22 protein-coding genes are annotated in these 21,299 nt (G+C 62.8%); 9 read left to right on the top strand and 13 right to left on the bottom strand.

Features of this window, described 5'->3' with window-relative positions; genetic code table 11:
- Positions 1 to 155 precede the first annotated feature (155 nt).
- Complete coding sequence (locus tag AC4HIX_RS19445; RefSeq protein ID WP_490400205.1) at positions 156 to 623, top strand: aminoacyl-tRNA deacylase; 468 nt, start codon at positions 156 to 158, stop codon at positions 621 to 623.
- Positions 624 to 696: 73 nt separating this feature from the next.
- Here AC4HIX_RS19445 and AC4HIX_RS19440 read toward each other — a convergent pair whose 3' ends face one another.
- On the bottom strand, positions 697 to 957 hold the full coding sequence (locus AC4HIX_RS19440) for a TFIIB-type zinc ribbon-containing protein (protein ID WP_475047350.1): 261 nt from the start codon (positions 955 to 957) through the stop codon (positions 697 to 699).
- 153 nt (positions 958 to 1,110) lie between these two features.
- Here AC4HIX_RS19440 and AC4HIX_RS19435 point away from each other — a divergent pair, with 153 nt between their 5' ends.
- Positions 1,111 to 1,719 carry a hypothetical protein gene (locus AC4HIX_RS19435; RefSeq protein ID WP_490400204.1) on the top strand — a complete coding sequence of 203 codons (609 nt, stop codon included), beginning with the start codon at positions 1,111 to 1,113 and terminating at the stop codon, positions 1,717 to 1,719.
- A 15-nt stretch (positions 1,720 to 1,734) separates the two neighbouring features.
- On the opposite strand, the gene AC4HIX_RS19430 is transcribed toward AC4HIX_RS19435, so the two are convergent.
- Together AC4HIX_RS19430 and AC4HIX_RS19425 are read right to left on the bottom strand one after the other, a co-directional pair.
- A complete protein-coding gene (locus tag AC4HIX_RS19430; RefSeq protein WP_475047348.1) occupies positions 1,735 to 2,142 on the bottom strand; it encodes a universal stress protein in 408 nt (135 codons plus the stop codon).
- A 99-nt stretch (positions 2,143 to 2,241) separates the two neighbouring features.
- A complete protein-coding gene (locus tag AC4HIX_RS19425) occupies positions 2,242 to 2,565 on the bottom strand; it encodes an antibiotic biosynthesis monooxygenase family protein (protein ID WP_174147275.1) in 324 nt (107 codons plus the stop codon).
- Positions 2,566 to 2,719: 154 nt separating this feature from the next.
- Here AC4HIX_RS19425 and AC4HIX_RS19420 point away from each other — a divergent pair, with 154 nt between their 5' ends.
- Together AC4HIX_RS19420 and AC4HIX_RS19415 are read left to right on the top strand one after the other, a co-directional pair.
- Entirely contained in the window at positions 2,720 to 3,379 is a 660-nt protein-coding gene (locus tag AC4HIX_RS19420) for a hypothetical protein (RefSeq protein WP_490400203.1), read from the top strand.
- A gap of 27 nt (positions 3,380 to 3,406) precedes the next feature.
- Positions 3,407 to 3,898 carry a HugZ family pyridoxamine 5'-phosphate oxidase gene (locus AC4HIX_RS19415; RefSeq protein ID WP_490400202.1) on the top strand — a complete coding sequence of 164 codons (492 nt, stop codon included), beginning with the start codon at positions 3,407 to 3,409 and terminating at the stop codon, positions 3,896 to 3,898.
- Here the strand turns inward: AC4HIX_RS19415 and AC4HIX_RS19410 are convergent.
- The 3 genes from AC4HIX_RS19410 to AC4HIX_RS19400 form a co-directional block, all read right to left on the bottom strand.
- Entirely contained in the window at positions 3,895 to 6,180 is a 2,286-nt protein-coding gene (locus AC4HIX_RS19410) for a glycosyl hydrolase family 28-related protein (protein WP_490400201.1), read from the bottom strand. The two genes, AC4HIX_RS19415 and AC4HIX_RS19410, sit on opposite strands and share 4 nt — an antisense overlap.
- A gap of 97 nt (positions 6,181 to 6,277) precedes the next feature.
- Positions 6,278 to 6,679, bottom strand: coding sequence for a DUF4864 domain-containing protein (locus AC4HIX_RS19405; protein WP_490400200.1), 402 nt, complete (start codon positions 6,677 to 6,679; stop codon positions 6,278 to 6,280).
- Positions 6,680 to 6,855: 176 nt separating this feature from the next.
- Positions 6,856 to 8,499, bottom strand: a complete 1,644-nt coding sequence (locus AC4HIX_RS19400) for a lysine--tRNA ligase (RefSeq protein ID WP_490400199.1) — start codon at positions 8,497 to 8,499, stop codon at positions 6,856 to 6,858.
- A gap of 251 nt (positions 8,500 to 8,750) precedes the next feature.
- On the opposite strand from AC4HIX_RS19400, the gene AC4HIX_RS19395 reads away from it, so the two are divergent.
- The gene (locus tag AC4HIX_RS19395) at positions 8,751 to 9,173 is read left to right on the top strand and encodes a tellurite resistance TerB family protein (RefSeq protein WP_475047339.1); all 423 of its coding nucleotides are present in this window, start codon (positions 8,751 to 8,753) and stop codon (positions 9,171 to 9,173) included.
- 64 nt (positions 9,174 to 9,237) lie between these two features.
- Here the strand turns inward: AC4HIX_RS19395 and AC4HIX_RS19390 are convergent, their stop codons facing one another.
- Entirely contained in the window at positions 9,238 to 9,735 is a 498-nt protein-coding gene (locus AC4HIX_RS19390; RefSeq protein WP_490400198.1) for a lactoylglutathione lyase family protein, read from the bottom strand.
- A gap of 101 nt (positions 9,736 to 9,836) precedes the next feature.
- Here AC4HIX_RS19390 and AC4HIX_RS19385 point away from each other — a divergent pair, with 101 nt between their 5' ends.
- Positions 9,837 to 10,727, top strand: a complete 891-nt coding sequence (locus tag AC4HIX_RS19385) for a LysR family transcriptional regulator (RefSeq protein WP_490400197.1) — start codon at positions 9,837 to 9,839, stop codon at positions 10,725 to 10,727.
- A 15-nt stretch (positions 10,728 to 10,742) separates the two neighbouring features.
- Here the strand turns inward: AC4HIX_RS19385 and AC4HIX_RS19380 are convergent, their stop codons facing one another.
- Both AC4HIX_RS19380 and dacB read right to left on the bottom strand, forming a co-directional pair.
- Positions 10,743 to 11,465: a GNAT family N-acetyltransferase gene (locus AC4HIX_RS19380; protein WP_490400196.1), complete on the bottom strand. Its 723-nt coding sequence runs from the start codon at positions 11,463 to 11,465 to the stop codon at positions 10,743 to 10,745.
- A gap of 124 nt (positions 11,466 to 11,589) precedes the next feature.
- Positions 11,590 to 13,074, bottom strand: coding sequence for a D-alanyl-D-alanine carboxypeptidase/D-alanyl-D-alanine endopeptidase (gene dacB, locus AC4HIX_RS19375; RefSeq protein WP_490400195.1), 1,485 nt, complete (start codon positions 13,072 to 13,074; stop codon positions 11,590 to 11,592).
- 132 nt (positions 13,075 to 13,206) lie between these two features.
- On the opposite strand from dacB, the gene AC4HIX_RS19370 reads away from it, so the two are divergent.
- The gene (locus AC4HIX_RS19370; protein ID WP_490400194.1) at positions 13,207 to 14,013 is read left to right on the top strand and encodes a DMT family transporter; all 807 of its coding nucleotides are present in this window, start codon (positions 13,207 to 13,209) and stop codon (positions 14,011 to 14,013) included.
- Here the strand turns inward: AC4HIX_RS19370 and AC4HIX_RS19365 are convergent.
- On the bottom strand, positions 13,993 to 14,607 hold the full coding sequence (locus tag AC4HIX_RS19365; RefSeq protein ID WP_490400193.1) for a nicotinate-nucleotide adenylyltransferase: 615 nt from the start codon (positions 14,605 to 14,607) through the stop codon (positions 13,993 to 13,995). The genes AC4HIX_RS19370 and AC4HIX_RS19365 overlap by 21 nt on opposite strands.
- A 158-nt stretch (positions 14,608 to 14,765) precedes the next feature.
- Here AC4HIX_RS19365 and AC4HIX_RS19360 point away from each other — a divergent pair, with 158 nt between their 5' ends.
- Positions 14,766 to 15,827 carry a peptidoglycan-binding domain-containing protein gene (locus tag AC4HIX_RS19360; protein WP_490400192.1) on the top strand — a complete coding sequence of 354 codons (1,062 nt, stop codon included), beginning with the start codon at positions 14,766 to 14,768 and terminating at the stop codon, positions 15,825 to 15,827.
- Between the two features lie 195 nt (positions 15,828 to 16,022).
- Here the strand turns inward: AC4HIX_RS19360 and AC4HIX_RS19355 are convergent, their stop codons facing one another.
- Complete coding sequence (locus tag AC4HIX_RS19355) at positions 16,023 to 16,742, bottom strand: hypothetical protein (RefSeq protein ID WP_490400191.1); 720 nt, start codon at positions 16,740 to 16,742, stop codon at positions 16,023 to 16,025.
- A 69-nt stretch (positions 16,743 to 16,811) separates the two neighbouring features.
- On the bottom strand, positions 16,812 to 19,010 hold the full coding sequence (gene uvrB / locus AC4HIX_RS19350; protein ID WP_490400190.1) for an excinuclease ABC subunit UvrB: 2,199 nt from the start codon (positions 19,008 to 19,010) through the stop codon (positions 16,812 to 16,814).
- Positions 19,011 to 19,216: 206 nt separating this feature from the next.
- Here uvrB and AC4HIX_RS19345 point away from each other — a divergent pair, with 206 nt between their 5' ends.
- Positions 19,217 to 19,528, top strand: coding sequence for an ETC complex I subunit (locus AC4HIX_RS19345; protein WP_475047325.1), 312 nt, complete (start codon positions 19,217 to 19,219; stop codon positions 19,526 to 19,528).
- Positions 19,529 to 19,783: 255 nt separating this feature from the next.
- On the opposite strand, the gene AC4HIX_RS19340 is transcribed toward AC4HIX_RS19345, so the two are convergent.
- On the bottom strand, positions 19,784 to 21,178 hold the full coding sequence (locus AC4HIX_RS19340) for an aminotransferase (protein WP_490400189.1): 1,395 nt from the start codon (positions 21,176 to 21,178) through the stop codon (positions 19,784 to 19,786).
- Positions 21,179 to 21,299 lie beyond the last annotated feature (121 nt).

Raw genomic sequence — 21,299 nt, 5'->3', positions numbered from 1 at the left:
CCCCGGATTGCCGTTTGCCGCGCCCAGACCTGAAGAAGCCGCCGGAATGCGGACCGCACAGTCCCCGGTGAAACACTGGACCGTTCCGGCCCGATGGCGGCACAGACCTGAGCCAGAGCGGCCCGGGGCCCTTCACAGCACAGGAGGACCCCACGATGATCGCCTCACGCCTGAAACATCATCTCGAGGCACAGGGCCTGCCGTTCGGCACCGTCCGTCACCCCTATACCTCAACTTCGGCAGAATGCGCGGAATCGGCGCATGTGCCGGGGGATCACCTGGCCAAGTCCGTGCTCATCCATATGGAGGAAGGCCCGGTTCTGGCCGTCGTGCCGTCCAACCAGACGGTTGACCTGCACGCGCTGCAAACGATGATGGACCGCCGCCTCGGCCTGGCGCCGGAACATGAGCTGAACCAGGTCTTTGACGACTGCGACCCGGGCGCGGCACCTTGCGTCGGCGCGGCCTATCATGTGCCCACCGTGATCGACGACAGCCTGACCGGACTGGACACGGTCTGGTTCGAGGCCGGCGATCACAAGACGCTGATCGAAATGAAGGGTGACGATTTCGACACCCTGATGAAGGACGCCAAGCACGGCTCCTTCTGCACGGTCCACTGACGCGGGTCAGGAGACCGGGATTCTGAACAACCGGCCAGCTGCCCCGACCCCCGGGGCGGCCCCTGCGGGCGCGTCAGAAATCGAACAGATCTTCCAGGAAGTTCTTCTTGCTCTTCTTCTTGTACGGCTTGCTGTAGCGCGGGTCATACCGGTCGCTGCGGTCCTCATGGCGCGGCGGCTGCGGCGCGGCCTGTGCGGGCTGGGCTGAGCGTTCGATGATCTTGTCCAATTCGCCCCGGTCCAGCCAGACGCCCCGGCACTGGGGGCAATAGTCGATCTCCACCCCGGCGCGGTCGGCCATGACCAATGTGGTTCCGTCAATCGGGCACTGCATCTGCTTCTCCTTGCTCAACTCCTGCACTCCACGTGGGCAGTGCACCTGTGCTGCGCAAGACAAAGCCTGCGCAAAAACGCGGGTTTTGCAGGTTTTCGCCCATTTCAGGCCTGCTGACGCATGGTAAGCTGCCCCCAAATCACGGAGGCAACAATGAGCAGCAAGACCATCCAGGCGGGGCTCCTGACCCTGATCCTTGCGTCGGCTCCGGCCTATGCATGGGCCGGTGAAGGCGGTGGCGGAGGCGGCGGCGCTGATAGCGGCGGCGGCCAGAGCAGCGGGCTGAGCTCGCGTTCCACGCGGGCGGTTGTCACCACCCTGACCCGGGGCTTCGACCGCTGCGGCACGCTGCCGCAAGTCTACAAGTTCGACTGCTACCGCCACACCTACAAGCTGGCGGCGCAGAAGCTGGACAGCAACCAGGCCTATGCAGAAGCCGCCAAGGCGCTGGTGCTGGTGGAGGAAACCCTGACGCAGGCCGTGAAACAGAACCTCGACCCGGCGCAGAAACCTGTGCGCAAGGGGCTGAATTTCTACCGTGCGGTAAAGCCTGCCGCGGTGCCGCAGGTCAAGCGGCAGGCGGAACGGGCGATGCGGCAGGCGGAAACCATCCTGCTGCGCTCGCCCGCGGAGAAGAAGGTGCATTACGCCCGCATCGCCGAAGCGGTGAACTCCAACAAGGTGCTGCTGCGGTCCGCGATGCTGCCAGGTGCCGCGATGCGGCTGGCCTGGCAATTGCTGAAAAAGGCGGTTGCGGCCTGATCTTCAGGCCGCGCCTCAGCGGACCACGTGCACCGCGCAGGCCGCGTGGCGCACGACATGGCCCGAGGTCGATCCCCACAGCATATCCTGCATCGACGGGCGGTGCGAGGCGAGGATGATCAGGTCCGGCTTGTTCTGCTCGGCCCAGTCCAGGATGGTGCGGCCGGAATGGCCCTCGATCAGCACGCCCTCGGCGTTGGGCAGGGTCTGCGCCAGCCCGTCCAGCTCTGCCTGCAGCGCCTGGCGGGTGTCTTCCATGAAATCCGCCGGCACATAAGAGATCGCATAGGCCGGGACCTGTTCGATCACATGCAGCAGCGTCACCTTGGCCCCCGGCGCCGAAAGCAGCCGCGCCACTTTCAGCGGTCCGGTGACATCCCGCTCGGGATCAAAGGAAATCGGCACCAGAACGTTATGATACATGGGTCGCCTCCATAGCTTGAAACCTGCTCCAGATTATCCGCGCCCGCAGTGCTCCGCCTTGACCGGCGTCAAGGCAGCGGCCGGCCTGCAGGGCAGGGGTCACGCGCCAAAGACCTCCGCCACGTCGTACATGACCGGCTCAAAGCTGCGGCACAGCTCATTGATCTTTCGGTTGCGCTCGCGCATCTCCGGGCTGCGCAGCATCGCCATGAAATCCTCGCGGCGGCGCCATTGCGAATAATTGGCGATACGGGTCTGCGCGTCATTCACATGCAAGCCGGCCGAAATGAAGCCGGGCTGCTTGGAAATAAACTCGGAATAGGCATCCTCCAGCGCCTCCAGCAGGTCCTGGCAGGTCCCGGGCGTCATCTCGAAGGTGGTGATAACGGTCTGGATATCAGCGGTTTTTGCTATTTTTGGCATTGGCTCCTCCGTTGACTCTCCCCAGCCTACGCCTGTTCGCGCTGAAAGCGCACGGGTTTTTTGGTGCGTGCACCCATAGAGGGCTTTTGAACCTGTTAACACAACCTTAACCATAAGGCGGAACCGTTTGCACACGCCAACCTGAGGCCACGGGATGAAACCTGCCTTTGCCGCTGCTCTTGCCCTGGCGCTGGCCCAGCCGGCGGCCGGCGGGGCTTGGCTGGAGCAGCCGGGCCAGGGCTTTGCAGCGGCCAGCGCAGCCTACCGGCACACAGGCAGCGCCGCCGCGCATGAGCTTGGCTATTACGGCGCCTATGGGATCAGCCCCGGGCTCACCGTCGGTATCGACCTGAACCAGAACGCGGATGTGTCCGGCCACGCGCTGGTTTTTGCCCGGCTGCCGCTGCACACAGGTGCCCGCTACCGGCTCGCGGTGGAGACAGGGGCGGGCGGCAATCATGTCCGGGGCCTCTGGCTTTTGATGCACAAAACCACCCTGTCGTATGGCCGCAGTCTCACGACCCGCCGCGGCGATGGCTGGCTGGCGGTAGATGCCGCCTATGAGCTGCGCAACAGCGGCCAGGAGGCGATCTGGAAGCTGGACGCCACCATCGGCCTGAACCGCCCCGGCAGGTCCGCACCGATGCTCCAGGCGGAGTTTTCCAAGCCGGAAGGCGGATCGTTTTCCTACACACTCACCCCCTCCCTGCGCTACCCGCTGAGGGATAAGCGGGAGCTGGTCGTGGGGCTGGAATACCGCCAGGCGGGCCAGCGCAGCCTTGGCCTGAAACTGGGCCTGTGGCAGAAGTTCTGAACCCCGCGCCAAACCCTGGAGGAGACCATGTCGAGCCCGATCCGCCCCACCGATGACGACGCCCGCCAGCTCGCGCAGGGCCTGATGGCGCAGGCACGTTTTGCCGCGCTGGGCGTGCTGCTGGAGGAGGGCACCCCGCTGGTCACACGTGTCGCCTTTGCCCTGGACCCGCAGGGCGGTCCGGTCAGCCTGATTTCGGAACTGGCCCAGCACACCCGGGCGCTGCACCGGAACCCGGCCTGCTCGCTGCTGGTGGGGGAGCCGGGGGATAAGGGCGATCCGCTCACCCATCCCCGGCTCAGCCTGATCTGCGAGGCGGAGTTTCTCAGCCGCCAAAGCGCGGAGCATGAGCCGCTGGCCGCGCATTATCTGCGCAGCCAGCCCAAGGCCAAGCTGTACCTGCAATTTGCCGACTTTGCCTTTGTCCGGTTCCAGGTGGCGGCTGCGCATCTGAATGGCGGTTTCGGCAAGGCTTTCCACCTTAGCGCCGCCGATCTGCGGCCGCCGGGCCGGGCCTAGCCGTCCATCCTCAGCAGCACCTGCACCTCGCCCTTGAGCGCTTCCTGCCAGCGCAGGCGGATTTCGTCGTCGTTCGCGCCCAGCTGGGTATCGCAATAGGGTGTGCTGTAGCGGGTGCTGTTGCCGCCGGTCCGCAGCGGCCCTTGCGGCACCACGCTATCGACATAGCGCGCGTAGCCTTGAAACGGCAGCTTGCCATTCGCCCTGACCGCCCAGGAAGACGACGCCGAGGACTGGTTGTGACGTATCCGCAAGGGGTTGGCGGAATGGGTCGTCACGTTGTGGTACATGTTGCCCTCATAGACCACGTTGAAGGCCCGGCTGAAATCCAGATCCGAAAAACTGGTATCGACCCGCTCCGCCCGGTCGATGCTGCCATTGAGCGAGCGGAACTTGTTGCCGGTCACGGACAGCCCGTTCAGGTAGTGGCCGCTGCCGTAGGGTTTGATCACGATATAGCTGAACCAGGGCGCCACATCGCCGGACAGGAACACATTGGCGGTTACCGACAGCGCGCTGAAGGAGAAGCCGGTGGTGAAGTCAGGTGCCGGATCACGCTCGTTAGTCCATTCGATAAAGCAATTGTCGACGTAATTGTCCGACACTGTTGTGGTGCAGTTGTTTGCGGCCAGCACCAGCCCGGCGGAGCGCACCCCGTTGGCCACGCTGTCGCCCTGAAAGAAATGATTGCCGGTCACCGTGTTGTTGGCGCCCGCCAGCAAAGCGAAATGGCGGAACTTGGTGGCGCGGTTGCTGCGCAGCTTGGCGTCGTTGGCATTCACGTTGAGGCCGATGCTGGTTCGGTCCTCCACATCCAGCGGGTCCTCGGCGGACAGGAACTGGCAATTGTCGACCAGAAGCCCCTGGCAGCCGGTGCCGATCGAGGTGATGCCGCGATCCTTGGGGCGCGAGATAAAGCAGCCATCCAGCGAAAAAACGGAGCCCGACGGGGCCAGCCGCAGGGCGCTGCAGCGGGAATTGCACTGGAACTCGATACTTTCCATGCCAAACTTGCTGAGGGCGCTGAAACCGCTGAAATCCACCAGATACTTGAAATCCCGGAAGGTGAAAGTCTGGGTGCCCGCCGCATCGTACAGCGGCGCGGTCAGTGTCAGCTCGCCGGCGCCGGTGTTCTTGGATTTAACATAGATCTCGCGGCCGACCCCGGCCCCCTCCACCAATGAGCCTACTTTGATGTTCGCGATATTGACGACATTGGTCAGCTTCCTAGAATCCGAGGTTCTGTACCTGGCCTGCGAGGTCACCACACCGGTGTCCCAGGCCGCGCTGCTGGCGGCTTCCAGCTGGCCGTTGCGGATGATCCGGCGGGTCGAATAGGAGGACCTGTTCGGCACCGCCGCCTGCATGTCGAGGGGGGCGGTCACGGTGATCTTGCGGCCCTTCAGGTCCAGCGATTCATGATCCACGTTATTGAGCAGGGCCTGAAACGCCTTCTTGAAACCCAGCTCCTCATCGCCAAAGGCAGCGGCATATGAGGGGAAATCGAAATTCTTGGTCAGCAGCAGCATCTGATTGGCGGGCATTGACACGGTGCCTTCAAACACCGCCTCGTTGTTCAGCGACACGGTGCTGGCGAGGTGGAAGTCCCCCGCGGGCACCAGAATGCGGCGCCCGGCAGCGGCGGCATCGGCGGCCTCGAACGCAGCGGTGCAGTCGGTGCTGCCATCACCCACCGCGCCATAGTCGGTCACGTCCACCACGCTCAGCATCTTGCGCAGGAAGGCGCTGGTGATATCGGTGATCTCGATGTCGTCGATCCGCACGACGCCGCCATTGGCGCCGGTCAGGTCCAGCCCGAAATGGCCATAGGCCGCGCTGCGGCCCCAAGGCATATCCACCCCGGGGCGGTCGCCGCTGCCAACGATGCCGGTGACTTCGAGCACCTTGCCGTATTCGGTAAGCGCATATTGCATTCCGGTTTCGGACACGCCGCCGATGTGGCTGCCGCTGCTGGTGGCCGCCCAGCCCGCCACGCGGACCGCAGGCAGCGCGCCGCTGACGGCCTTGATTCGAACCTTGATCTGCAGATAGCAGCCCGGTTCCAGCGGCGTCTGGCCCATGAAGCGCAGCTTCTGGGTGTTCCCGGTCTTCTGCAATTCCAGACAACCGCCGAAGTCCGCATCCGCCGCCACAAAGACCGCGTTGGCGGCGCCGTCATAGGTGTCTGATCCGGGGGTGCCGTTGCCGCTGGACCATACATTCAGTCCCTCCGCAAAGGCGGGGGGCATCAGCTGCAGACCGTCGGTGATTGCCTTGTTCATGGGAGTACCCTTTCCTGCTGCGCATGTCGCGTTCGGGGAAAAGGAAGTACTGAATTGGCGTTAAATTCCGCCCAGCGGGGCGTACGCTGCCCTGGGTTCAGACGCTGTCAGCTGACCCTCTCAGCAAGTGTACGGCGTTGATTTTCCAGCCGCTTTCCAGCTTAACCATTTGGTAATCCAACAGGTGCACGCGGCCTTGCGCGTCGGTGATCATCACCCGCTGCCACAGGCCGCCCGCCACTTCGCGCAGGTCCAGATAGCGGACCTCCGCGGGCCGCCAGACCATCGGATAGCCCTGCTGCACCATCTGGCCGAACCGTTCCGGCGTGCCGAACAGGCGGCGGATCGACGGCGAGGCAAAGGAGAACGCGGTCTCTGTATCGTTGTTCAGGAAGGCTTCAAACTGAGAGCCGATCACGGCTGTGACCGGCTCTCTCTGAGCAAAGGCCGGAAAGGTCAGAAGAAAAACACTTACCCCCGCAAACAGAACACTGCGCATCTGTCCCTCCCGGTCCGTTTCTTAAGTTTAGGACAAAGTGACGCTGCGTCAAAACTTTTTTGCGGATTGGTAATTTTGCTACGCGGTGCGAGGCCGCAGCCCGCTGTGCGCAGCAGAGCTGAAAACGAAAAAGGGCGCGGAAGACCGCGCCCTAACTGAATCCGATGCGTGCAGGCTCAGGCCAGCTCGCCCGCCAGCGCCTTTTCGATCAGCGCGATGGTATCCTCGACACCGTAAAGCGCGATGAAGCCGCCGAAACGCGGGCCTTGCGACGCGCCCAGCAATACCTCGTAAATCGCCGAGAACCAGGCACGCAGCGGTTCGAAGCCGTGGATCTTGCCGATGGCGAAGACCACGGATTGCAGGAACTCCTCATCCGCAAAGTCCGCCTCGGGCAGCGGGTCGTCGTTGCCTGCGATCTCGTTCTTTTTGGCAATCGCTGCCAGCGCCGCATCTGCCGACTTCAGCGCGTCCGCCAGATCCTGCAGCGCCGCGCGCTCCTGATCGGTGGGCAGGCGGAATTCCTTGGCCGGCTTCACAAAGTCGTTGAAGTAGCGCACGGCAAAGCCCGCGGCCTGGTCCATGCCCGGGTGGGTGTCGGGGGTGGCGTTGGGGGCGTATTTGTTGATGAAGCCCCACATGGTGTCCTTGTCCTCGGCGCTGGAGGCGGAGGCGAGGTTCAACAGCATCGAGAACGGCACCACCATGTCCGACTGCGGAACGTCGCCGCCGTGGATGTGCCACACCGGGTTGTTAAGCTGTGCCTTCAGGTCCTGCCCGTGATAGGCGCGCAGCTGCTGGTGGTACTCATCCACCGCCTTGGGGATCACGTCGAAATGCATCCGCTTGGCGGTCTTGGGCTTCTGGTACATGAAGTAGGCCAGCGACTCGGTCGAGGCGTAGGTCAGCCACTCATCAATCGACACGCCGTTGCCGGAGGATTTGGAGATCTTCTGGCCGTTTTCGTCCAGGAACAGCTCATAGGTGAAATGCTCCGGCGCGCGCTGGCCCAGCACCCGGCAGATGCCGTCATAGATCGGCGTGTTGGTGGAGTGGTCCTTGCCGTACATTTCGAAATCGACTTCCAGCGCGGCCCAGCGGGCGCCGAAATCCGGCTTCCACTGCAGCTTCACGTTGCCGCCGGTCACCGGCAGGGTCCATTCCTTGCCGTCCTCGTCGTCGAAGGTGATGGTGTAGTTCTCCGCGTCCACCTTCTTCATCGGCACGTACAGCACGCGGCCGGTTTCCGGGTGGATCGGCAGGAAGATCGAATAGGTCTGGCGGCGCTCCTCGCGCAGGGACTTCAGCATGATCGCCATAATGTCGTCGTACTTGTCGACGGCGCGCTTGAGGATCTCGTCGAACTGGCCGGACTGGTAGAATTCGGTGGCAGAGTAGAACTCATACTCGAACCCGAAGGTGTCCAGGAACCGGCGCAGCATGGCGTTGTTGTGGTGGCCGAAGCTCTCATGCGTGCCGAACGGGTCCGGCACCGAGGTGAGCGGCTTTTGCAGGTGTTCCGCCAGCGCCTCCTGGTTGGGCACGTTGCCCGGCACCTTGCGCATGCCGTCCAGGTCGTCGGAGAAGCAGATCAGCCGGGTCGGGATATCCGAGATGGTCTCGAACGCCTTCTTGATCATAGTGGTGCGGGCGACCTCGCCGAAGGTGCCGATGTGCGGCAGGCCGGAGGGGCCATAGCCGGTTTCAAAGAGGACATAGCCCTTTTCCGGCGCGCCCTTGGCATAACGTTTGAGAACCCGGCGGGCTTCTTCAAACGGCCAGGCTTTGCTCTTCAGAGCTTCTTCGCGCACATCAGACATCATGTTCTCCATCGGCGGCGGTTGCGTCAATTATCGGGGTGCCGCGTGATCTGTCCGGATGCCCCATGCATCCGGCCATTCCCTCTATTGTGCCTGTGCAGCATGAGTCAATAATGCCAGCCCCGCCGGGGCCGGGATTTGCGGCCTTGCGCCGCGCAAAAATCGGCGGCCGGGCTCAGCCTGTTATTGAACCTATCCGCGGGCGTACCTATCCTGTGCGGGTGAATATTGCGCAAATAAGGATTTCGTCCATGAGTGAGCAAACCCCGCATCCGATGACCCCGCAGGACTGCCTTGTGGCCCTGATGGTGGCGGTCTCGGCCTCGGACGAAAACATCCGCACCGCAGAACTGGTCAAGATCCAGTCGGCGGTGAACATGCTGCCGGTCTTTGCCGACTATGACATCGACCGGGTGAGCCGGGTGTCGCGCACCGTGCTGGACCTGTTTGAGCAGGAGGACGGGCTGGAGGCGCTGTTCGGCCTGATCCGCGGCGACTTGCCGGAGCGGCTGTTCGAGACCGGCTATGCGCTGGCCTGCGATGTGGCCGCCGCCGATGGCATCCTGGGCGAGACCGAGCTCGAGTTCCTGGCCGAGGTCCGCTACGAGCTGAACATCGACCGGCTGCACGCCGCCGCGATCGAACGCGGCGCACGCGCCCGCCACATGGTCTGACCGCCGTCCAAGGCTTCAAAAGGAAAGGCATTGCCCGGGGCAGGCGTCCGGACAATGCCATCGCTCAGCTGTAGGCGCCGGCTGAATACGTCAGCTCATAGCTGTGGCTGTAAAGCTCGAAGATGATCCCGAACGGATCCTCCACATAGACCATGCGGTAAGGCTTCTCGCCGGGGAAATACTCCCGCACCGGCATCCGCTGCTTGCCGCCGGCGGCGACGATTTTTTCCAGAAGACCTTCGACGTCCGGGTCCTGTACGGCAAAGTGGAACGTGCCGTGCTTGCGGTACTGGAAGTTGTCCTCCGGGGCCTCGTTGCCGTCAAATTCGAACAGCTCGATGCCGATGCCATCCGCGGTGGATAGATGCGCAATGCGCAGGCTGTTCCACCCGGGGCCGAACACGTCGGTGCACATCTGCCCGATGGCGCTGTCGTCCTCGACAACCTCGCTGGGCTGCATCAGCACGTAGAACCCCATGACGTCCGAATAGAACTTCACGGCGGCTTCCAGGTCCGGCACCGACAGGCCGATGTGGGAGAAAGTTCTGGGTGTGGTGGTCATCTTTGGTCTCCTCATGCTTGGGATGACAGAAAGGTAGACACTCCCCCGTGCTCTGTGAAATTATCATTTTACATGTAAATAATAACAATGTGGCATGATTGATGCTGAACGCCACCTGGCTCGAAACCTTCACAACGCTGGCTGAAACCGGCCATTTCACCCGTGCGGCGCAGCGGCTGAACATGACCCAGCCGGGCGTCTCGCAGCACCTGCGCAAGCTGGAGGCGCAGCTGGGGCAGGCGCTGATCGCACAGGACGGCAAAAGCTTTTCGCTGACCCCGGCGGGGGAGGCGGTGCGGGCGCTGGGGCAGGCGCGGCGGGACGAGGAACGGCGCCTGAGAGAGGCCATCGCCACAGACAGCCCCGATTCCGGAGAAGTGCGGATCGCTTGCTCCGGCAGCTTTGCAACGCTGCTCTATCCCCGTATTCTGGACCTGCTTGAAGCCGCGCCGGACCTTGCGGCGCATTTGGAAGCGGCGCCGCAAGCCACCATCGAGCGCGGTCTTTTGGACGGTGTGTTCGATCTGGGCATTCTGGATCACGACCCGGGCCACCCCCGGCTGGAGGCGGAGCATCTGGGGGAGGAGGAGCTCTGCCTTGTGCTGCCAAGCCGTGATGCGGGCGCAGAGGTGACGTTCGAGGCGCTGGAAACCCGCGGTTTTGTGGCCCACCCCGATGGCTTTGCCCATGCGGATGAGCTGCTGCCGCTGAATTTTCCGCAGGCCTATCAGGGGGCCGACCGGCTGCGCGTGCGGACCTATGTCAACCAGATCGGCCAGATCCTGGACCCGGTCGCTCGCGGCATCGGCTATACGCTGCTGCCGCGCAGCGGGGTCGAGGCCTATGCCCAGCGGGACCTGCTGGCGGTGATCCCGCTGCCCAAGCCGCGGCGCCACGGATTGTGGCTCACCTTTCGCAAGGGGCGCCCGCTGAGCGCGCGGCTGCAGCGCATTCAGCATCTGGCGCAACAGGTGGCGGCGGAGCTGGCGTAGCGGTGCCTGGGCTGGTCAGCCTACGGACGGCCGTGCTCTGAGCTGCGCCAGGCTCCGCAGCTGCCGCCCGTCCGCATCGAAATTCGCGGGATCAAGCCAAGCCTTGTAAGCCGCTTCCAGCTGCGGCCACTCGCTGTCCAGAATCGAGTACCAGGCGGTGTCGCGGTTGCGGCCCTTATAGACGATGGCCTGCCGGAACAGCCCCTCATAGGTGAAGCCGAACCGCTCTGCCGCGCGGCGGGAGGGGGCATTCAGCGCGTCGCATTTCCATTCATAGCGGCGGTAGCCCAGATCGTTGAACACCCGCGCCATCATCAGATACATCGCCTCGGTCGCCGCCCGCGTCCGCTGCAGTGCCGGGGCAAAGGTGATGCCGCCCACCTCGATCACGCCATGAGCAGGCTGGATGCGCATGTAACTGGCGATGCCCTCAGCCTTGCCGCTGGCGCCGTTGATCACCGCAAAATAGGGCTGCGCATCGACGCCGCTGGCGGCCTTTACCCAATCGTGCAGCTCTTCTTGGGCAGCGAAAGGGCCGTAGGGCACATAGGTCCAGATCGCGTCCGTGCGGTCCTGCCGGAACGCCGCGAACAGGTCCGCGGTGTGGCGGTCCGCCAACAGAGGCTCAACCCGGCAGTACTGCCCCTCCATGCCGGTGTGCCCGGGGTGGCGGGCGCCGGTCCAGTCCGGCAGCGGGGCGCCGATGGGCTGGCCGAGGTCGTTGATGAGATCCGTCATAAGGGCATCCTTCGCAAAGCCTTGCCGCAGTGTTCCTGCACCGCCGCCTTGCCCGGATCTGCCATGCCGCTGGTCTGGGCGAAACGTCCAGTAACGGATAATTTTCCCAGGCCAATCCCGGCTGTCAGCTGCCGTAAACCGCGCCCCAACGCTCAATCAGCTGCTGCTGCAGCTGCTTGGCGCGCCGGTTCCAGCCGCGGGCGCCCTTGGGCCGTTCGCGCTGGGCGCGGGGAATGCGGGAGCGCATCTTCAGATCAGCGGTGAAGATGGTGAAAGCCAGTTCGGTCCCGTCAGCCGCGGTCATGAAACCGCCAAGGCCCGAGACAAAGTTCAGCGTGCCGGTCTTGGCAGCGACCTTGATCGGGTGGCCCTTGACCACGCGGCCCTTGGCGTCGCGCAGCCGGAAGGGTTTCAGGAGCGGTTTCAACTGGCCGGAGCGGTAGGCCGCCACCAGCGCGCCGGTGAGGTCCGCCGGGGTCATCCGGGAATCTTCGCCCAGGCCGGAATGGTCCACCAGCCGGGTGCTGGACATGCCGTATTTCTCAGCCGCCCAGCGGTTCATCTCGGCGGCAGAGGCCTTGAGCGAGCCGGGCCGCCCGGCGCGCGCGGCGGTGGCGGCCATGCCGATCATCTCGGCCATCAGGTTGTTGGAGTATTTCAGCGTCGCCTTCAGCATCACGTCCATCGGCGGGCTGTGATGCTGTGCCAGCAGCCGGGCCTGAGGCAGCGACTTGGCAGTCTTTGCCTTGGGCAGTGCGATACCATGGGCCCGCGCCAGGGTGCGGAACACATCGCCCGCATAGGCGCCCGGATTGCGCACCGGCAGCCAGCGGGCGCCGCCCTTGCCCAAGGCCTTGCTGGCCACGGTCCACTGGTCGGTTCCGGCCTTCTCCGCATAGGTGTAAACCGGCACCGCGCGGGAGGCGATTGCCATCCGGGAGGTGGCGACCTCAGGGCGGTATTTCTCGGTGCGGGCGTCCATGGTGACGGCCCAGCCGCTGGAGGCACGCTTCCACTCGAAATGCACCCGGTTGAAGTTCAGCGCAATGCCGGAAACCGCAGGGGAATAGCCCACGTGGTCGGGCTGGTCCGGGTCGATGCTGCGCACCGACGGAAGGGCGCCGTCCCAGACCAGGAACTTGCCGCGCACCTCGCGTACGCCGGCGGATTTCATCGCCTTGACCAGCAGCGCCAGGTGATCGGTGTTCAGCATCGGGTCGCCGCCGCCGGCCAGGATCAGGTCGCCATTGACCACGCCGCCCGCAACGCCGCCGGTGGCCAAAATGCGGGTTTCGAACCGGTGATCCGCGCCCAGCACGTCCAGCGCGTAAAGCGCGGTCAGCGCCTTGGCAACGCTTGCAGGCGGCAGCGCCTCGCCGCTGCCAGACGCCTCCAGCAGCTTGCCGGTTTTCACATCCGCCACCGCGCAGACCGCATCGCCCGGCAGCTTGGCCCGCGACAGCAGTGCCCTGAGCCCGTCGGCCCCAGCCGCCAGAGAGCTGACCTTGCGCGCCACAGGGCGCAGGGAAACCGCAGGCGCATTGGCCAGCGCAGAAGAGCCCGCCAATGCGGCAAGCCCGGAAAGAAGGAATGTCCGGCGTGAAGTCATCGTATTCATTTTTAAGGCGAGGACCTGCTCTTCTTCAATCCCCGTTGCCGGCTGATCCGCCGCAGTGTCCGGGGTTTTGCCTGATGGAAAGTCCTGCTACCGCTGGCAGCCATGTTTCAGGCAGTCATCCTCATGTTTGCGGCCATGTCAATGATCCCGGCGGGTGATCTGTGCGGGAAGCTGCTGACCGGCGGCGGGCTGGCGACGCCTGCCTTTGTCGCCTGGTCGCGGTTTTCGATCGGTGCCGCGCTGATCCTGCCCTTTGTGCCGCGCCGGGCGTTCACGCTGCTGGGCGACTGGCGGCTGTGGCTCAGGGCCGGGCTGCTGACCGGCGGCATCTTCTCGATCCAGCTGGCCCTGATGACGGAACCGCTGGCCAATGTCTTTGCCGCTTTCTTTATCGGGCCGGTGATCAGCTACGTGCTGTCGGTGCTGCTGCTGCGGGAGCAGGCGACGCTGGCGCGCAGCCTGCTGATGGCGCTGGGTTTTCTCGGTGTGCTGATGGTGGTGCGGCCTGGCTTTGGCGGCTCGGTCAACCTGCTGTGGGCGGTGCTGGCGGGCTGTTTCTATGGCGGGTTCCTGACCAGCTCGCGCTGGCTGGCGGGGGTGGGCTCGCCGCTGGAGCTGAGCCTGACGCAGCTTCTGCTGTCGGCCGTGCTGATGCTGCCGCTGGGCCTTGCCAGCCTGCCGGAGTTCTCGCCCTCGACCGCGGCGCTGACAGTGGGGAGTGCGGCGTTCTCGATGATGGGCAATCTCTTGCTGCTGTTTGCCTATGGCCGGGTGCAGGCGGTCAAGCTGGCGCCGATGGTCTATTTCCAGCTGGTGGCGGCTGTGGGGCTGGGCTGGGCGGTGTTCAGCCAGCTGCCGGATGCCTGGACCTGGGCCGGGCTTGCGGTGGTGCTCAGCGCCGGTCTGGCCTCAGCCATGCTCCGCCGCTGACCATTCGCCGCGGGCGCGGATTTCGGTGGAGCTGACATCCACCATCGGCACGTTGACAAAGCACCAGGCGGGGGCCGTGGCCTGCGCCAGCAGGTGGCTTTCGCAGCCCTTCAGCATCGCATGGCGGTAGATCCGTGCGGCAGGCGAAAACCGGGCCGAGATCCGGTCCCCCGGCCGAGCCAGCACCCCCACGGGCACCGTGTCCAGGATCTGCTGCCAGTCCTTCCAGCGGTGGAAATGGGTGAGGTTGTCCGCCCCCATCAGCCAGACAAAGCGCACGCCCGGATGACGGCGGCGCAGGTGGCGCAGGGTCTGGGCGGTGTAGCGGGTGCCGAGATCGGCCTCGATGCCGCTGACATGGATCCGCGGGTGCTGGATCAGCTCGCGGCTGGCGCTGATCCGCCGCTCCAGCGCGGCAGGCTGGCGTGCCTTCAGCGGATTGCCGGGGGAGACCAGCCAGAACAGATGATCCAGCCCGAAGCGTTTCAGCGCGGCATGGGAAATCGCCGCATGGCCCCGGTGCGGCGGGTCAAAGGACCCTCCCAAAAGCCCGACGCTCTGGCCCGGGCGGATATGCGGCAGCTTGCAAACCATGAAACGCTTGATGCGCACAGTTTAAAGGGGATTTCAATCGCTTGTCGGTCCCGCTCGGCCCGGTGCTGAGGGGCTGATTGCCTGAATCCGTCCGGCGTAGTAAAATTTTCTTGCGCGGGCGGTTTGGCCGGCGCGCTGTATTTGATTGCGAGTTTACCATGGTTACCAAGCTTTCCGCCTCAGTCGGGCGCAAGGGCAAGAACCTGCCCGAAGATGTCAAAGCCGTGCAGCAGCTGCTGAATGCCTTTGCGGCCAATGCCGGTTTCAAGAAGCTCAAGGTCGATGGCACCCCGACGCCGGTGCTGGAAAAGACCATCGGGCAGTTCCAGCAGGACGTCTGCGGTTTCAAGCCCGATTTCCGCATCGATCCGGGCAAGAACACGATCAAGAAGCTGAACGCGGGGCCCGCCAAGGCCAAAGCGGAGCAGAAAGCCAAGGAAAAGCAGTACGAGAAGGCCAAGCAGGAGGCCAAGGCCCAGGCGGTGAAGGCCGCCAAGGACGCGGTGATGAAGGAGGCCAAGTCCAAGTCGCTCGACCAGAGCGGCTGGGCCGCGCTGCTGAGCGAGATCGAGGATTATGCCACCTCGCTTTACGACAGCTATTTCGCCAAGGGCGAGAAGAAGGGCGAGGACCCGCAGAAAGCCGCCAAACAGGCGGCGGAGAAGGCTGCTAAGGACGCCAAGAAGAAGGCCGCAGAGAATGTCATCAAGACCATCGACACCGGCGGATTGTGCAAGCCCGGGCGGCTGACCGGCAAGACGCAAGGGGTGCAGAAGAAGATCCTGGATGTGCTGTTCGAGGTCTCGTCCTACTATGGCGAGACCATCCATGTGGTTTCCGGCCTGCGCGACAAGAAGGGGCAGGCCAGCGCCATGTACAACGGCTGGAACAGCCACCTGAAGCGCGGCAAGATCTATTCCTACCTGCGCAGCCACGAGGATTTCCGGGTCGAACTGGACGGGTTTGTTCAGGCTAAGGACAAGAAGGGGTTCATTGCCTGCATGTTCAAGAAGGCCGAGTGGAAATACATCTCGCGCCATTTGTCGGGGCAGGCGGTGGATGTGACCACGCGGACGGACCAGAAGATCATCGACGCGCTGGGCACCTGCCTGCGCTATTTGGCGGAGCGCAACAGCGAAGGCATCAAGTGCCACCATTTCGACAACCGCAAACTGATCTACCCGGTGCCGGACAGCGTGAAGAAGAAGTGGAAGCTGTGAGGGGCTAGGGCGCTGGCGAATGCGGCTGTGTGATTGGCCGGGTTTAGGTGTGAAGTGTAAATGAAAAGGGGTTTCGCTGCGAAACATTGTTTGTTGACAAATGGTTAATTGGTTTTCGGTGGTTTCGTGGAGGCGAGTGTACGGCGTAGCCGCCCATCGCGCCCGATCCGCTAGAGGGTGATGGCAGTATCTAGATTAAGTAGAACTCGTTTTTCTGGACACAGAAGTGACCTGGAGCGCTGGGTTTGTTTGAGAGGTGGCACCTTTACCGGAAAGAGCGCCTGCGAGATCACGGAAGTAATCGATCACGTACGGGAAACCTGCCCATTTGCTGTAGTTAATAAATGTTTCTATTCGTTCAAATTTTTCGCTGCCGTCGATGTGATTGTTAATAAGCCTTGCGTAGTATCCAAGAAATGGCTGAAAGTGGTTTAAGTCGAAGACGCCGGATCTAGTCGCAAAGGCGATTTCTCCGATTGTAATCAGTAGTGCATCAACTTGGTCGCGTACGAAAACGTCTGTAATGTCGTGGTTATCGTGATCTTTGTTGAGGTGCCTCTCGCAGAATGCTTTCTCTGTTACCACCATCCCGTCTCCGAAATCGTAGTTTGAGTAATCAAGCAAGATTAGGGCGTTTTGGATTTTTTTGTCGCTCTTTATTTTTTCTAAGTATCTTTGCGACTCTACATGTCTGTTGAAAATTAACTCTTGGTGCCGGTGACTGTCCTCATCTGAGCGTACTCGCAGTTCGGTGGCTTTCTGTTCAAAGTGCTTTCTGCGATTGAAGAAGAATGTCAAAAGCGCAATTGAGATGGAGATAAGAATAGCCGCCTCTCCTATCATCGAAACCCACTCTTGAAATACGCAATTAACTTCCGCTCCATTTGCTCTGCACAGTGCCACAATAATCTCCATTTAACTAACATCACGATAGTCATCTGAAATTGTAGCACGTATAGAGATTGAAGTATTCCTTCTTTTTTGTCACGAAAACTTCTTCTGCGATTTCCCCCGGTACGCCCGCGTCCCCGCTTTCCCCGCCGTTGACCGCCCCCGCGACTTAACCGCCGCCTCCGACGCCGCCTCCACCGCCGATTGCCGGGCCAGGGGGTCGTCGGAGATGGCGAGGTCCACGGCCTCCAGCCGTTTGATCTCGTCGCGGAGCCGTGCGGCTTCTTCGAATTCCAGGTTCTCCGCCGCCTTGCGCATGTCGTCGCGCAACCCGTTCAGATGCGCCTCCAGGTTGGCGCCGTGCATCGGCTTGCCGACCGTGGCGGTGACGCGGTTCATGTCCACATCGCCCTCGTAAAGGCCGGCCAGAACATCCTCGACGTTTTTCTTGACGGTTTCAGGCGTGATGCCGTGTTCGAGATTGTAGGCGATCTGCTTTTCGCGGCGGCGGTTGGTCTCACCCAGGGCGCGCTCCATCGAGCCGGTGATCTTGTCGGCGTACATGATGACGCGGCCGTCGGCGTTCCGCGCGGCGCGGCCGATGGTCTGGATCAGCGAGGTCTCGGAACGCAGGAAGCCTTCCTTGTCGGCGTCCAGAATAGCGACCAGGCCGCATTCGGGAATGTCGAGACCCTCGCGCAGCAGGTTGATGCCGATCAGCACGTCGAAAGCGCCGAGGCGCAGGTCGCGCAGGATCTCGATCCGCTCCAATGTGTCGATGTCGGAGTGCATGTAGCGGACCTTGATGCCCTGTTCGTGCAGGTATTCGGTCAGATCCTCTGCCATGCGTTTGGTCAGCGTGGTGACCAGGGTGCGGAAGCCGTTCGCGGTGACCTTGCGCACCTCGTCGAGGAGGTCATCGACCTGCATCGAGACGGGGCGGATTTCGACCTCCGGGTCCAAGAGGCCGGTGGGGCGGATCACCTGTTCGGTGAAGACGCCGCCCGCCTGTTCCAGCTCCCACGCCGCGGGGGTGGCGGAGACGAAGACCGACTGCGGGCGCATGGCGTCCCATTCCTCGAACTTGAGCGGGCGGTTGTCCATGCAGGAGGGCAGGCGGAAGCCGTGTTCGGCCAGAGTGAACTTGCGCCGGTGGTCGCCCCGGTACATGCCGCCGATCTGCGGGACGGAGACGTGGGATTCATCGGCGAACACGATGGCGGTGTCGGGAATGAATTCAAAGAGGGTGGGGGGCGGCTCGCCCGGGGCGCGGCCCGTGAGGTAGCGGGAGTAGTTCTCAATCCCGTTGCAGTGGCCCGTGGCCTCCAGCATCTCGAGGTCGAAGTTTGTGCGCTGCTCCAGCCGCTGCGCTTCCAGGAGCTTGCCGTCGCCGACCAGCTGCTCAAGGCGTTGCTTCAGCTCCTGCTTGATGGAGATGATGGCCTGATTGAGGGTCGGTTTCGGCGTCACATAGTGGGAGTTCGCATAGACGCGGATCTGCTCGAAGGTACCGGTTTTCTCGCCGGTCAGCGGGTCGAACTCGGTGATTGCCTCCAGCTCCTCGCCGAAGAAGGAGAGTTTCCAGGCGCGGTCCTCCAGGTGGGCGGGGAAGATTTCCAGCGTGTCGCCGCGGACCCGGAAGGAGCCGCGCTGGAAGGCCTGGTCGTTACGTTTGTACTGCTGGGCGACCAGATCGGCCATGATCTGGCGCTGGTCGTACATCTCGCCGGCCTTCAGGTCCTGGGTCATGGCGGAGTAGGTCTCGACCGAGCCGATGCCATAGATGCAGGACACTGACGCGATGATGATCACGTCGTCGCGTTCGAGCAGGGCGCGGGTGGCGGAGTGGCGCATCCGGTCAATCTGCTCGTTGATCTGGGATTCCTTCTCGATATACGTGTCGGAGCGCGGCACATAGGCCTCCGGCTGGTAGTAGTCGTAGAAGGAGACGAAATATTCGACCGAGTTCTCCGGGAAGAAGCCCTTGAATTCGCCGTACAATTGCGCCGCCAGCGTTTTGTTCGGGGCGAGGATGATCGCCGGGCGCTGGGTTTCCTCGATCACCTTGGCCATGGTGAAGGTCTTGCCGGTGCCGGTGGCGCCCAGCAGCACCTGGTTGCGCTCGCCCTCCAGCACGCCCTCGGACAGTTCCTTGATCGCGGTGGGCTGGTCGCCTGCGGGATCGAAGGTGGTATTCATGACAAACCGCTTGCCGCCCTCCAGCTTGGGCCGCTGCTGCGGCGCCCGCTGAGTCATCATCGGCATGGACTTGTCGGAATGGGCATAGGGCATCGGGCGACTCCGTTGGGGACCGCGCTGATTTTGGTCTGTTTATGTTCTTGTTCAAGGGGGCATCAGGGCTTGTTGCGGTCAAACGCCTGTGGCGGCGGGGCAAAACCGTTGAAATACGGCGCATTTGCCACCTTGCTGCAGCCGCATATCCGGCGCATAAATGCGCAACTTCGAGATTCACAGGTTGAGACACCAGGAGACAGCCCATGCAAGCGCGGATTTACCGGCCAGCACGCAATGCCATGACCTCGGGCATGGCGAAGACGCGGAGATGGGTCCTGGAATTCGCGCCGGCAAGCGCCCGCGAGGTGGATCCGCTGATGGGCTGGACCTCCTCAAGCGACACCCAAAGCCAGGTGCGTCTGCGCTTTGATACCAAGGAGGCGGCGCTGGAATATGCCAAGGATCATGGCATTGAAGCGCTGGTGGTCGAGCCCAAGGAGCGCAAGGCCAACATCCGTCCGGGCGGCTATGGCGACAATTTCGCCACCAACCGCCGCGGGCCCTGGACCCACTGAGGTTTGTAAATCTTCCACGAGTTCCCACCGTTTCGGCAGGGGTTCTCACCAGGATCTGCAAATAGGCGCCTAATGGGCGCCTTTTCCCTATCCGGGTCTTAGCAGGCGGAGCGGTGCTCCGAAGCGAGCTGTTCGGCCTAATCTTTATGGGTCAATTTGACGTTGAGGCACGGGCGCCGGCGGAAAGGTGCTGCCGCAGGTGCCCTTGGCGCGGGGCCGCCACCCGGGGCCGCAAGCGCCGCACGCTCTCTTGTTTCATGCGAGCTTGATCCCCTGCTTGATGAGATCGCTTGTTGTCTTGCGGATGCCGTCCTCCAGAATGTCGAACATCTGGTCGATCTGGCTTTCGGAGATGATCAGCGGCGGTGAGAACACGCACATGTTGATGATCGGGCGCAGGATGAGGCCGTTGTCCTGGCAATGCGCGTCGATCATGGCGCCCACGGACTTGTCGAGTGCGAGCACGTCGCCGGCCGTTGCATCGGCTACGCATTCGACACAGCCAAGCAGCCCCTGACCGCGCGCATCACCGACCAGCGGGAGGCCGGCGAGGGCTGCGAGCCGTGCTTCGAAATGGGGCGTGACCTTTCGCACATGCTCAAGGATGCCCTCGCGTTCGATGATCTCGATATTCTTGAGCGCTGCGGCAGCGCTGACCGGATGGCCGGAGTAGGTGAACCCGTTCGAGAAGGTCGCGTCCTGGGAATTACTGCCGGACACGTCGGCAATCAGCCGGTCCGAGATGATGCAGGCCCCCATCGGCACATAGCCTGAGGTCATGCCCTTGGCGCAGGTGATGATGTCGGGAACGATATCGAACACCTCTTCGGAGGCAAACCAGTGGCCCATGCGGCCGAAACCGGTGACCACTTCGTCAGAGATGTAGAGCACGTCATGCCGGCGGCAGACTTCGAGACAGCGTCTGTGATAACCCGCCGGCGGAATGATCACCCCGCCCGAACACAGGATCGGTTCGGCAATGAAAGCTGCTACCTTGTCAGCACCGATCTGCAGGATCGCGTTTTCCAGGTCCGCAACCTTTTCATCCAGAAACGCCTCGACGCTCTGGCCTTCGGCGCGGACATAGGGGTTCACGTTGGGCAGGAAATGGGTCAGATGCTCTGCCTGGTCCAGCCAGCCCTTGTCGCGTTCCTTGCCGCTCATCGAGGCCGCCAGATAGGTTGAGCCGTGATAGGCCTTTTGGCGCGAGATCACGACTTTTTTGTCTGGCTGTCCCAGGACATTGTTGCGGAACTGGACGAAGCGCAGCGCACTGTCCACGGCTGTAGAACCGCCGGTGGTGAAGAACACATGGTTCAGATCCCCCGGCGTGCGTCCGGCTATTTCATGGGCCAGGCGTGCGGAGGTGGAGTGCGCGTTGTTGAACGGCGAAAAATAAGCCAATTCCCGCGCCTGCTGTGCCATCGCTTCGGCTATCTCGGTGTTGCCGTAACCGATCTGCACGCACCACATGCCGGCCGGTCCGTCGATCAGGCGCTCGCCCGTTTCCGTGGTGACATAGATGCCTTCACCGCCCTCGGTAAACGTCCTGTTGTTCTGGCCGATGTGGGCCATCCCCTCCCACGGATGCACGAAATGCCCGTTGTCCCAATCGCGGACGGTGTCGAAGCCGGTATTCAGCAGCGTCATGATCTCACCTGCATTGTAACACTTATCACAAACTGAACAAACGTACATTCATTGTCAAGAACGGCTTTTGCTTTTAAGTTCGGTCTGTGTGAAGCCATTGGAAACTTGGGGCATTCCCCTG

It is taken from the genome of Leisingera sp. (genome assembly GCF_982940295.1).
This window is presented reverse-complemented; position numbering and strand designations above follow the sequence as displayed.